This is a genomic window from Nonomuraea maheshkhaliensis (assembly GCF_039529435.1).
Lineage (GTDB): Bacteria > Actinomycetota > Actinomycetes > Streptosporangiales > Streptosporangiaceae > Nonomuraea > Nonomuraea maheshkhaliensis.
This window is the reverse complement of the sequence record NZ_BAAAMU010000019.1, coordinates 65,918-77,725: the sequence shown is the minus strand read 5'-3', so window position 1 is coordinate 77,725 and position 11,808 is coordinate 65,918. Positions and strand designations below refer to the sequence as shown.

At 69.7% G+C, this 11,808-nt stretch carries 13 protein-coding genes; 8 read left to right on the top strand and 5 right to left on the bottom strand.

Annotated elements, in window-relative coordinates; translation table 11 throughout:
- Positions 1–3: 3 nt before the first annotated feature.
- On the bottom strand, positions 4–822 hold the full coding sequence (locus ABFX54_RS15565) for an NAD(P)H-binding protein (RefSeq protein ID WP_346105395.1): 819 nt from the start codon (positions 820–822) through the stop codon (positions 4–6).
- A 75-nt stretch (positions 823–897) separates the two neighbouring features.
- Between ABFX54_RS15565 and ABFX54_RS15560 the strand changes: the two genes are divergently transcribed.
- The 5 genes from ABFX54_RS15560 to ABFX54_RS15540 all read left to right on the top strand — a co-directional run bounded on the left by ABFX54_RS15560 (position 898) and on the right by ABFX54_RS15540 (position 5,027).
- A complete protein-coding gene (locus ABFX54_RS15560; RefSeq protein ID WP_346105393.1) occupies positions 898–1,812 on the top strand; it encodes an AraC family transcriptional regulator in 915 nt (304 codons plus the stop codon).
- The gene (locus ABFX54_RS15555) at positions 1,809–2,315 is read left to right on the top strand and encodes an HAD domain-containing protein (protein WP_346105391.1); all 507 of its coding nucleotides are present in this window, start codon (positions 1,809–1,811) and stop codon (positions 2,313–2,315) included. Before ABFX54_RS15560 ends, ABFX54_RS15555 begins: the two co-directional genes overlap by 4 nt.
- Positions 2,316–2,377: 62 nt before the next feature.
- Positions 2,378–2,569 (top strand): PspC domain-containing protein, encoded by a 192-nt coding sequence (locus ABFX54_RS15550; RefSeq protein ID WP_106243857.1) that lies wholly within the window; start codon positions 2,378–2,380, stop codon positions 2,567–2,569.
- A gap of 77 nt (positions 2,570–2,646) precedes the next feature.
- A complete protein-coding gene (lipB, locus tag ABFX54_RS15545; protein WP_346105389.1) occupies positions 2,647–3,282 on the top strand; it encodes a lipoyl(octanoyl) transferase LipB in 636 nt (211 codons plus the stop codon).
- Between the two features lie 197 nt (positions 3,283–3,479).
- Positions 3,480–5,027, top strand: coding sequence for an alpha/beta fold hydrolase (locus ABFX54_RS15540; RefSeq protein WP_346105388.1), 1,548 nt, complete (start codon positions 3,480–3,482; stop codon positions 5,025–5,027).
- 49 nt (positions 5,028–5,076) lie between these two features.
- On the opposite strand, the gene ABFX54_RS15535 is transcribed toward ABFX54_RS15540, so the two are convergent.
- Together ABFX54_RS15535 and ABFX54_RS15530 are read right to left on the bottom strand one after the other, a co-directional pair.
- A complete protein-coding gene (locus ABFX54_RS15535; RefSeq protein ID WP_346105386.1) occupies positions 5,077–6,606 on the bottom strand; it encodes an amino acid permease in 1,530 nt (509 codons plus the stop codon).
- A gap of 142 nt (positions 6,607–6,748) precedes the next feature.
- On the bottom strand, positions 6,749–7,294 hold the full coding sequence (locus ABFX54_RS15530; RefSeq protein ID WP_346105384.1) for a type 1 glutamine amidotransferase domain-containing protein: 546 nt from the start codon (positions 7,292–7,294) through the stop codon (positions 6,749–6,751).
- Between the two features lie 95 nt (positions 7,295–7,389).
- Here ABFX54_RS15530 and ABFX54_RS15525 point away from each other — a divergent pair, with 95 nt between their 5' ends.
- Positions 7,390–7,653 carry a heavy-metal-associated domain-containing protein gene (locus ABFX54_RS15525; protein WP_346105382.1) on the top strand — a complete coding sequence of 88 codons (264 nt, stop codon included), beginning with the start codon at positions 7,390–7,392 and terminating at the stop codon, positions 7,651–7,653.
- 65 nt (positions 7,654–7,718) lie between these two features.
- Here ABFX54_RS15525 and ABFX54_RS15520 read toward each other — a convergent pair whose 3' ends face one another.
- A complete protein-coding gene (locus tag ABFX54_RS15520; protein WP_346105380.1) occupies positions 7,719–8,426 on the bottom strand; it encodes an SDR family NAD(P)-dependent oxidoreductase in 708 nt (235 codons plus the stop codon).
- A 102-nt stretch (positions 8,427–8,528) separates the two neighbouring features.
- Here ABFX54_RS15520 and ABFX54_RS15515 point away from each other — a divergent pair, with 102 nt between their 5' ends.
- Positions 8,529–9,368, top strand: coding sequence for a helix-turn-helix domain-containing protein (locus ABFX54_RS15515; RefSeq protein ID WP_346105378.1), 840 nt, complete (start codon positions 8,529–8,531; stop codon positions 9,366–9,368).
- Between the two features lie 35 nt (positions 9,369–9,403).
- On the opposite strand, the gene ABFX54_RS15510 is transcribed toward ABFX54_RS15515, so the two are convergent.
- On the bottom strand, positions 9,404–9,757 hold the full coding sequence (locus ABFX54_RS15510) for a ribosomal maturation YjgA family protein (RefSeq protein WP_346105376.1): 354 nt from the start codon (positions 9,755–9,757) through the stop codon (positions 9,404–9,406).
- A 147-nt stretch (positions 9,758–9,904) separates the two neighbouring features.
- Here ABFX54_RS15510 and ABFX54_RS15505 point away from each other — a divergent pair, with 147 nt between their 5' ends.
- On the top strand, positions 9,905–11,719 hold the full coding sequence (locus tag ABFX54_RS15505; RefSeq protein ID WP_346105375.1) for an ABC transporter substrate-binding protein: 1,815 nt from the start codon (positions 9,905–9,907) through the stop codon (positions 11,717–11,719).
- Positions 11,720–11,808: the final 89 nt, after the last annotated feature.

Below are 11,808 nucleotides of genomic sequence, written 5' to 3'. Positions count from 1 at the left end.
CCGTCAGCGGTCCTGAGGCTTCCAGACTTGTGCGTTGGCTCGCGCGAAGTCGGCGAAGTCCCTGGCCGGGCGGCCGAGGGCCTGGCGCACGCCGTCGGCGAGGGTCGCGTTGCGGCCGTCGAGGATGTCGGTGAACAGGTGGGCCAGGCCCTGCGCCTCGTCGGGGGTCACGCCGTGCTGGACGGCCGAGGTCACGTACTCGCCGGGCGTGACCCGGAGGAACACGATCGTCCTGCCGGTGGCCCGGGAGAGCTCGGCCGCCACGTCGGCGAACGTCAGCAGCCGCGGCCCGGTCAGCTCGTACAGTTTGCCCGCGTGGCCCTCCTCGGTGAACGCCGCCACCGCCACGTCCACGATGTCCTCCACGTCCACGAACGGCTCGGGCACGTCGGCGGCGGGCAGCGCGATCACGCCGTCGAGGACCGAGCCGAGGAGGAAGTCCTCGCTGAAGTTCTGCATGAACCAGGAGCAGCGCAGCACCGTCCACTCCGCGCCCGACTCCGCCACGGTCCGCTCGCTGGCCTGCGCCTCCGGCTCGCCCCGCCCGGAGAGCAGGACCAGCCGCCGCACCCCCGAGCTCACGGCCAGCTCCGTGAACGCCTTGACGTCGTCGTACGCGCCGGGAAAGGCCAGGTCGGGATAGTAGGACAGGTAGACGGCCGTCACGCCGTCGAGGGCGTCCGGCCAGGTCGAGCGGTCCTGCCAGTCGAAGGCGGGGGAGGCGGAGCGCGAGCCCAGCCGTACGGGCAGGCCGCGCGCGCTGAGCCGGTCGGCGATGCGGCGGCCGGTCTTGCCGGTGCCGCCGAGAACGAGAATCGTCATGCCTCTAGTAAGTCCCGATACCGATAAGACGCTCCATGGTTGAGAAGCGCAATCCCATATGCGATCGTCTACCCCATGGACCAGCTCGCGGCGCTCCTGGACGGCCCGAGAGCGCGCGGCGCCTTCCTGCTCCGGACGATCCTCGCCCCGCCCTGGGGGCTGCGTATCCAGGACGAGGCGCCGCTGTCGCTGGTGGCGCAGGTACGCGGCGATTCGTGGATCATCTTCGACGGGGACGACCCCGTGCACCTGGAACCGGGGCAGGTGGCCATCGCGCGGGGGCCGCAGCCGTACACGATGGCCGACGACCCCGGCACCAAGCCGCAGATCATCATCGACCCGGGCCAGCGGTGCACCACCCTCGACGGCGAGTCCCTCTACGAGCGCATGGACCTCGGTGTGCGGACGTGGGGCAACGACCCGCAGGGCCCCACCGTGCTGCTGACCGGCACCTACACCATGGAGGGCGAGGTCACCCGGCGGCTGCTGGAGGCGCTGCCCCAGCTGATCGTGCAGCCGGGCGGCCCGCTGATCTCGCTGCTCGGCGCCGAGATCGTCAAGGACGAGCCGGGCCAGGAGGCGGTCCTCGACCGGCTGCTCGACCTGCTGCTCATCGCGGTGCTGCGAGCCCACTTCGCCACGAACGAGGCCCCCGCCTGGTACCGCGCGATGAGCGACCCCGTCGTCGGCAAGGCCATGCGCCTGCTGCACAACAACCCCGCCCACCCGTGGACCGTGGCCGCGCTGGCCACCGAGGTGGGCGTGTCCAGGGCCTCGCTGGCCCGGCGCTTCACCGAGTTGGTCGGCGAGCCGCCGATGGCCTTCCTCACCGACTGGCGCCTCGCCCTGGCCGCCGACCTGCTGCGCGAGCCCGACGCCACGATCGGGTCCGTGGCCAGGAAGGTCGGGTACGGCAGCCCGTTCGCGCTCAGCGCGGCCTTCAAACGCGTCCGCGGCATCACCCCGCAGGAACACCGGGCCGTCCGGTGAAGCCGCTGCTGCTGCTCGACGTGGACGGCGTGCTCAACCCGATGGGACGGCCGGACCCCGACTTCCGCCGCTACCGGTGCACGGTCGGCGGCGAGGTCTACACCGTGCACCTCAATCCCCGCCACGGCCGCCGCCTGCTCGACCTGGCCCTGACCACCGGCGCCGAGCTGGTCTGGGCCACCACCTGGGAGCACCACGCCAACGACTGGATCGCCCCCCGGATCGGCCTGCCCTCCCTGCCGGTCATCACCATGAACCCCGACGTGCCCTGCGAGCAGGGGGAGAACTTCAAGACGCCGCACGTGGCGGCGTACGCGGGGCGGCGGCCGTTCGTCTGGTTCGACGACCAGGTGTGGGCGGAGGACGAGGAGTACCTCAGGGGACGTCAGGGTCTGACCGACTTCCTGCTCGTCCACGTGAACCCGGAACAGGGACTGACCAGCCGACATCTGGGCATGGCACATGAGTGGCTGACCCTTACAGGGTTTTCTCAGGGTTCCTGACGGGAGTCTGACGGCTCGCTCGTCCGTTCTCCCAGTAGGTCAACACCACACGGAGGAACAGCATGTACCGCTCACGAGAGCACAGGATCCTGGCCGGCGTCTGCGGCGGTCTGGCCGACAAGATGGGCCTGCCCCCTACCCTCGTCCGGATCCTCTGGCTGCTGCTGTCGCTCATCCCGGGACCGCTGTGGGTGGTCTACGTCGCCATGTGGATCCTCGTCCCGGAAGAGCCGAAGGGCTACCGGGCGGCCTGAACGTGAAGAGGGCGGGGACGCGGGTCCCCGCCCGTCCCGCGTGCGTCTTCGTTAAAGGCCAGGCATATCCTCGAACCATGAGGGCAAGGCCGCTGACGCTCATCCAGGATGAGCTGGTCGACTACGACAAGGCGATGGAGCGCATGACCGACCTCGTCGGTCAGCGCCAACGGGACGAGCGCGCTGACACGCTCTGGCTGCTCAGCCATCCGTCCGTCTACACGATCGGGCGCCGCACCCCGACGGCTCACCTGCCCGACCCCTCCCGCGGCATCCCCGTCATGGAGACCGGGCGCGGTGGCCAGCTCACCTATCACGGGCCCGGCCAGCTCGTCGGCTACCTCATCGTCAAGCTGGACGAGGACGAGGGCATCGTCGACTACGTGCGCGAGGTGGAGCTGCGGCTGGTGGAGGCGCTGGGCAAGCTGGGGCTGCCCGCCGAGCGCCGGGACACGCCGCCGGGCTCCGAGTTGCTGACCGGGGTCTGGACGGCCGAGACCGGGCGCAAGATCGTGTCCATCGGGATGCGGCAGAGCCGGGGGGTCACCAGCCACGGGTTCGCGCTCAACGTCGACGGCGACCTGACGCCGTGGGACTGGGCGGTCGCGTGCGGGATGCCGGACGTGGACATGACCTCGCTCAAACGCGAGCTGGGCGGCACCTCCATGGACGACGTGCGGGCGACCGTGGCGGGGGCCTTCGAGGCATCCTGACGGGGACATCTCGCGGACGACGGCGGGGCCACCCCGGAGACGACGACGGGGTCGCCTTTCGGATGACGCCGCCTGACCGGTGGCGTCATCCTTTCGGAGGAAATCTGTCATTTCCCGCACGGCCACGGCCGTGAATGCGCGATGATCCGCTTCGATCGCACGCCCCGACGGGGGGACCGACCGAAGACAGGAGCATTGTGCGAAGCGGATTTTCCCTGGTCGCCGCCGCTTTCTTGGCGCTGGCCACGGTGTTACCCGGATCTGCCGCGAACGCGGACACCGGGACGACGAGCACCACCGCTGACACCATCGCCTGGGCGCCGTGCGCGGAGGAGCCCGAGGCCGAGTGCGGCACGCTGAGCGTGCCGATCGACTGGACGAAGCCCACGGGGGCGAAGGTCGACATCGCGGTCGCGCGGCGCAAGGCGACCGACCCGGCCGCCAGGATCGGCTCGCTGGTGATCAACCCGGGCGGGCCCGGTGGCTCGGGGGTCGAGGCCGTCTACGGCGCTCCCGGGTCCTACACCGAGGAGCTGCAGCGGCGCTTCGACATCGTCGGCTTCGACCCGAGGGGTGTCGGGCGCAGCCATCCGGTGATCTGCTCGGCGTCCGTCTACAACCAGATGCCGCACACCGTGATGAAGAGCCAGGCCGACTTCGACGCCTGGAACACGTTCACGAAGCAGCTGCACGCCGACTGCCGCGCCCGTACCGGACCGCTGTACGACCACGTCGCCTCCACCGACGTCGCCCGCGACCTGGACGCGCTGCGGGCCGCCCTCGGTGAGGAGAAGCTCACCTACTACGGCATCTCGTACGGCACCCTGATCGGCCAGATGTACGCCGAGCTGTTCCCCGGCCGCGTCCGGGCGCTCGGCCTCGACAGCAACATGGACCACAGCCTCGGCGTCGCGGGCTTCCTGTCCACCGAGGCCATCGCCGTCGAGGACGCGTTCGACCAGTTCGTCGGCTGGTGCGAGCAGGACACCACCTGTGTGCTGCACGGCCAGGACATCCGCGCGATCTGGAAGTCGCTGCGGGAGAAGGCGCGGCGCGGCGAGCTCGTCTACCCGAGCACCGGCACGAAGATGACGGAGCTGCAGGTCATCTACAACGCCGCGCTGGGCAACGAGGGCCCCGACTGGCAGACGCTCAGCCAGGTGATCAACTGGCTGAACGGGGGTGCCGAGCCGGAGTGGGTGCCCCCGCTGCCCGGCCGCGGGCCCGTGGAGGGGGACGTGGCCGAGCTGCCGACCACCATCCTGTGCCAGGACTACAACCTCCGGCTGCGCAACTACACCGAGTACGCCGCGCTCATGCGCGTGTCCAACGCCCTCGCGCCGGACACGCGGTACCACCCGTACCCGATCGACGACCTGCCGATCTGCATGAACTACCCGACCACCAACCCGCCGCATGAGCTCCGGTACACCGGCGACGCCCCGCTGCTGCTCGGGAACTCGCTGCACGACCCGGCCACCCCGTGGATCTGGTCGGCCAACGCGGCCCGCCAGCTCGGTTCCAAGGCGGTGCTGCTCACGTACGAGGGCTGGGGTCACCGCATCTACGGCAAGGACAAGTGCCAGACGGACATCTTCGACGAGTACCTGATCTCGCTGAAGGTGCCGCCGCACGGCACGCGTTGCGCCGTGGGCACGCCTGAGGAGAGCCTGCTCAAGCAGCGCTCCCAGCGGCCCGCGTGGCCGACGGACCGGCTTTCCTGGGCCGCTCCCGGCACGAAGTAGCACATTCGACGGGTACGGCGCGGCCAGGGGGTCGCGCCGTACCCCTTTTTCACGGCACGGGGAGCTCGTCCACCGTGCGGCGCGGACCCGTGAACCAGTGGCGGGCCGACAGCGCCCACCACAGCGCGATCCCGATCAGCACCACTCCCACCGCGATGGGCGCGTAGTTGACCGACGTCCAGGTGAAGTCCGGATTGCCGGGCACGCCGGCGGGGGAGAACGGCATCACGAAGTAGATCGACACGATGACGATCTCGACGCAGGCGATCCAGCACAGCGCCTTGTACTTCCTGCCCAGCGTCCACGGCCCGGGTTTGAACTCGTCTCCCATGCGCAGCCGCAGCCAGATCGGGATGAGGAAGGCCAGATAGAGGCCGATGACCGCGATCGAGACGACGGCGTAGAACGCGACCGGCGTGGTCAGCCCGGGAGGGGCGTAGAGCGCGGGCAGCGTGAGCAGGGCGGCGGCGGCGCAACCGGCGATGATCGCGTTGACCGGGGTGCGGTTGCGGTCCACCTTCGACCACAGCCGCCAGCCGGGCACCGCGCCGTCGCGCGAGAACGCGTACGTCATCCGCGACATCGACGTCACGCAGCTCATCCCGCAGAAGAACTGGCCGATCGTGGAGATGGCGAAGATCGCCGTGGCCAGCGGGGACGACAGCGCGCTCTCGAAGATGGAGCCGACGAAACCGCCGTCCTTGTTCAACTGGTCCACGTTCGTGGCGGCGAACAGGAACGACAGCAGCAGGATCCAGCCGCCGATCGCCGAGTAGAAGATCGACTGCCACAGGCCGCGCGCCGCGCTCGTGGCCGCGCCCTGGGTCTCCTCCGACACGTGGGCGCAGGCGTCGAAGCCGGTGATCGTGTACTGGGTGAGCAGGAAGCCGAGCGGCAGCACGTACAGCCAGAAGGGCAGCCCGTCGGAGCCGTCGCCGAAGCCCGAGTTGTTGTTGGTGCCGAAGAAGACGAAGGACGCCGACTGGTGGTCGGACGGGGCGAAGATCAGGATGGCGACCACGATCGCGGCGCCGGCGACGTGCCACCAGACCGAGACGTTCTGCAGCAGCGAGATCAGCCGGTGGCTGAAGATGTTGATCAGGGCGTGCAGCGCCAGCACGATCACGAACAGCAGGAACGCCTGCGGCAGCGTGCCCTCCCAGGCGCCGCCGGTCAGCCGGTTGAGGGTGATGTTGAGAAAGGTCGCGCAGCCGTAGTCGACCGACGCGGTGACGGCGATGAGGCCGATCAGGTTGAGCCAGCCGGTGAACCAGCCGTGGACCGGCTTGCCCAGCTTGGCGGCCCACCAGTAGATGCCGCCCGCAGTCGGGTACGCCGACACCAGCTCCGACATGCAGAAACCGATGATCAGGATGAACAGCGAGATGATCGGCCAGCCCCACGAGATGGCGATGGGGCCGCCGTAGTTCCAGGCTTGGCCGAAGGTCGTGAAGCAGCCGGCGAGGATCGAGATGATCGAGAAGGAGATGGCGAAGTTCGAGAAACCGCTCCAGGTGCGGGCGAGCTCCTGTTTGTAACCGAGCTCGGCGAGTCGCCTGGAATCCTCTTCGGTGGTCATTGAGGTCTCCCTGGGGGGCGGGACGCTCCTTTTGGTCTACCTCTAGACCATTTCCGCCCAGGGAACAAGGCGTTACAGCCGGTTTTCGATCGCGTCAGGCCCGCGCGTAGGCCGGGCCCGAGGCCCGGCCCACGCGTTCACGTCATTGGCCGAAGAGGTCGGTGACAGCCTGGCAGAACGCCTTGAGGTCGTCCGGCTTGCGGCTGCTCACCAGCGTGTTCGGCCCGTCCGTGCAGACCACGACCTCCTTGTCCACCCAGGTCGCCCCGGCGTTGCGCAGGTCGGTGCGCAGGCTGGGCCAGGACGTGAGTGTCCGGCCGCGTACGACGTCCGCCTCGACCAGCGTCCACGGCGCGTGGCAGATGGCGGCCACGGGCTTGCCCGCGTCGAAGAAGGCGCGGGCGAAGCGCACGGCGTCGTCGTTCATGCGCAGGAAGTCGGGGTTCGCCACGCCTCCCGGCAGGACGAGGCCGTCGAAGGAGGCCGCGTCCACGTCGTCCACCGTGTCGTCCACGGCGAAGGTATCGGCCTTGTCCAGGTGGTTGAACGCCTGGATCTGGCCGGGGGCGGTGGAGACGAGCCGGGGTGTGCCGCCCGCCTGCTTGACCGCCTTCCAGGGTTCGGTGAGCTCGACCTGCTCGACTCCCTCGGGGGCGACCAGGAACGCGATGGTCTTGCCGTCCAGCATGTCCGTTCTCCCTTGAACCGGGGTCTTTGCCGTTCCCCTAACCGAGGCGGGGTGATGTATGCGCCTCTACCCCTGGGGGGTATATAGTCGAGCTCATGACTGTCACGACATACCAGGTTGAGGGCATGACCTGTGGCCACTGTGTGAACGCTGTGACCCAGGAGGTGAGCAAGGTCGCCGGGGTGAGCGGTGTCGAGGTGGATCTCGGGTCCGGGTCGGTCAAGGTGACCAGCGCGGCGCCGGTCGACGCCGCGCTCATCGGCGCGGCCGTGGAGGAGGCGGGTTACGAGCTGGGCGGCACGGTCGAGCTGCTGCCCCAGGCGGGCGGCTCGTGCTGCGGCTCAGGCGGCTGCCACTAGGGGCCGCTCACCGGCCGGCCCGTGCGGGTGCGGGCCGGCCGCGTCACCACGCAAGGGGGCTTGCGTCACCACGGGAGTGGGCCGGCGAGGGTGAGGAAGCCGCCGGTCGGGCCGTCGGGGCCCACCTGGGCCATCCTGACGATGATCTCCGCGCCCTCCTCCACGGTCTGCGTGCCCGTGCGGCCGTTCAGATCGGTGGCGGTGTAACCGGGCTCGACCGCGTTGATCCGCATCTCGGGGAACGCCTTCGCGTACTGCACGGTCAGCACGTTGACCGCCGCCTTGGAGGCCGGATAGGCCACGCCCGGGTACGCGTACGTCGGCGTCCCCTCGGCCGTGATGCCCGCCAGCGAGGCCAGGCCGCTGCTCACGTTCACCACGACCGGGGCCGCGGAGCGCCGCAGCAGCGGCAGGAAGGCGTGCGTCACGCGTACGACGCCGAAGGTGTTGGTCTCGAAGATCGTGCGCATGTCGGCGGCGGTCAGGTCGGCCGCGCCGATCACGCTGTTGTCCGCCCGCCGTCCCTCGACGCCGGCGTTGTTGACCAGCACGTCGAGCCCGCCGTCGGCCTCGACGGCCTTCGCGGCGGCGGCGACGGAGGCGTCGTCGGTCACGTCGATGAGGAGCGGGCGCGCGCCCAGCCGCTCGGCGGCCTCACGCCCTCGGCCCGCGTCGCGGCTGCCGATGTAGACGGTGTGGCCCGCGGCGATGAGCCGGCGGGCGGTCTCGAAGCCGAGACCCTTGTTCGCTCCGGTGATGAGTGTGGTCGTCATGTCATCAAGGCTGCTCACGGCAGGGGCGGGTAACCAGGCGTCCCGCTTTCCGGGGACTGGCAGTGCCAGGATGAATCCACCGGAAGGGTGTTGACTGGGGACATGGCGGCGAGCGAGTTCGGACAGGCGGTGCGGCGCTGGCGCGACCGCGTCTCGCCGGCGACGGTGGGGCTGCCCGCCGGCGGCCGGCGGCGCGCGGCCGGGCTGCGCCGCGAGGAGCTGGCCCTGCTGGCCGGCATCTCCGTCGACTACGTCACCCGCCTCGAACAGGGCCGGGCGGACAACCCGTCGCCGCAGATCGTGGAGGCGCTGGCGCGGGCGCTGCGGCTGTCGGCGGAGGAGCGGGCCTACCTGTTCCGGGTGGCCGGCCTCGCGGTCCCCGGGCCCGAGACGGTGCCCGCCTACCTCACCCCGAGCGTCCAGCGGCTGGTGGACCGGCTGGACGGCGCCGCCGTCGGGGTCTACGACGCGGCCTGGACGCTGCTCATGGCCAACCCGCTCTACGCGGCGCTCATGGGCGATCCGTCCGAATGGCGCGGCATCGAACGCAACGGGGTGTGGCGCAATCTGGTCGGCTCCGGCGGCCGGGTCCGGTACACGCCTGAGGAACGGCGCGCGTTCGAGGCCGCGCTGGTCGCCGACCTGCGCGCGACCGCCAGCCGCTATCCGCGTGACCAGCAGTTGCGCCGGCTGATCGCGCGGCTGCGCGCCGACAGCGAGCGCTTCGCCGAGCTCTGGGACGCGGGCGTGGTCGAGTGGCTGCGCGCCTCCCGCAAGATCGTCGACCATCCGCAGGTCGGGGCCATCACGCTCGACTGCGACGTGCTCAGCGTGCTCGGCGACGACCTGCGCGTCATGGTCTACACGGCCGAGCCAGGCACGAGCGACGCCGACCGCCTCCGGCTGCTCGCCGTCCTCGGCACGCAGTCGCTCGTCGGATGAGCCTCAGGATGGCGTGCGCCTGAGCCCGGGATCCGCTATCCGGCGGGAGCGCGCCTGAGCCACAGCGTGTGGGCGATCAGGCAGGCCGCCGCGCCCACGGCGTACCAGAGCAGGTCGGGCGGGGAGAACGTGCTGCCCAGCAGCGGCCACAGGACCTCGGGGATCCCCCCGAGCTGGGCCAACTCGATCGCCCAGCTCAGCCCGCTGGACACCGCCGCGGCGGCCCAGGGCCGCGCGTCCGGCCGGGCGAGCAGCACCACCCCGTAGATCGCCGCCGTGTAGAGCGCGTCGCCCGCGATTTTGGGCGCCGGGCCGTCCCAGACTGCCCGTACGATGAGCCCACAGGCCACGATCGCCACCATGATCAGGGCGGTCAGCGGGCGGGACACCAGCTCAACGTACTGCCAAGCACGCTGAAAATTTACACCGCCGAAAGAAACGAGACTGAAACAATTTTCCGCCACTCGTTGACACGCGGTCTCCCTATGGTGTGCCTTTTGCTACACAGGAAACCCCCGCCTGAAGGTGAGGCACTTATGAGGAAATGGTTCGCACGCCTGGCTGCGCTGGGCGTCGCGCTATTAGTGGCCGGTCAGGGCGCCACGGCCGCCCTAGCCCAAGACCCGGCGGCGGGGAAGAAGATCGTGCGGGTGGGCGCGACACAGTCGATGGACTCGATGAACCCGTTCCTCGCGGTCCGCCTGGTCTCCACGTCGATCCACCGCTGGATGTACGGCTACCTCACGGTGCCCGACTCCAAGACGCTGCAGCCCAGCCCCGACCTGGCCGAGTCGTGGACCACGTCGGAGGACGGCCTGACCTGGACGTTCAAGATCCGCCAGGCCAAGTGGTCCGACGGCAAGCCGGTCACGGCCGAGGACGCGGCCTGGACGTTCAACAAGATGATGACCGACGAGGCCGCGAAGACCGCGAACGGCCCGGCGGTGGAGAACTTCGAGACCGTCACGGCCAGCGGCCAGGACCTGACGATCAAGCTCAAGTCGCCGCAGGCCAGCATGCTGGAGAACCCGGTCCCGATCATGCCCAAGCATGTCTGGGAGTCGGTCACCGACATGGCCAACTACGACGCGGAGAAGTACCCGTCGGCCAGCAGCGGCCCGTACATCGCGGTCGAGCACAAGAAGGACCAGTACGTCAAGCTGCAGGCCAACCCCAACTACTGGCGGGGCAAGCCCAAGATCGACGAGCTGCAGGTCATCTTCTACGACAACCCGCAGGCCGCCGTCGCCGGGCTCAAGACGGGTGACATCGACCTGCTCGGCCGGATGACCCCGCAGGAGTTCGAGGCCATCCAGAACGACGCCAACATCGAGGCGTGGAACACCCAGGGCCGCCGCGCGGCGTACCTGCAGGTCAACCACGGAGCCACCACGACCGACGACAAGCCCGTCGGCGACGGCCACCCCGCGCTGAAGGACGTCAAGGTCCGCCAGGCGCTGCACTACGCCATCGACAAGCAGAAGCTGGTCGACGAGGTGCAGAACGGCCTGGCCAAGCCCGCCGACGGCTCGATCGTGCCGCCGCTGTTCAAGGAGTTCTTCTGGGAGGCCGGCGGCGAGGAGAAGGTCGGCTACGACCCCGCCAAGGCCAACAAGATCCTTGACGACGCCGGCTACAAGAAGGGCGCCGACGGCGTCCGCACGATGCCCGACGGCGACCGCAAACTGGAGTTCCGCTTCACCATCCACACCGAGACGCCGATCGAGGACAAGCTGGCCGAATACCTGACGGCCTTCTTCAAGGAGATCGGCATCACGCTCACCACGGTGAAGCTCGAATCGAGCAAGTTCACCGAGGAGACCGGCGTCACCGGCAACTTCGACATCGCGATCAGCGGCTGGTCGGTCAACCCCGACCCCGAAGAGGTCATGGCCACCCACCTGTGCAGCCGCAGGCCCGCTCCCAACGGCGAGGGCGGCGGCACCGAGTCGTTCTTCTGCGACGACACCTTCGAGCAGCTCTACAAGGACCAGCTCAAGGAGCTCGACCGGCCCAAGCGGGTCGAGCTGCTCAAGCAGATGCAGGAACGCCTCTATACGCAGGCGCCGGTCATCGCGATCTACTACCCGAACGACCTTGAGGGATACCGCAAGGACAGGATCACCAGCATCACCCCGATCCCCGAGGACAAGGGCCTGCTCTACGGCGGCAGCGGCTACTGGCCGTTCTACACCGTGGACGCCAAGGCGACGGGAGGCGGCAGCACCGGCGCCGAGGGCGGCTCCAGCACGGGGCTGATCGCCGGCGTCGTCGGCGGTGTGGTGGTCATCGGACTGGCGGCGTTCTTCCTGACCAGGCGACGCAAGGCCGTCGCCGACGAACGCGAATGACAACACCGCTCGAAACGACGGAGCCCGGCGCCGCCCCGGCGGGGGGGGGGGGGGGGGGGGGGGGGCCCGGGGGGGGGGGGGGGGGGCGC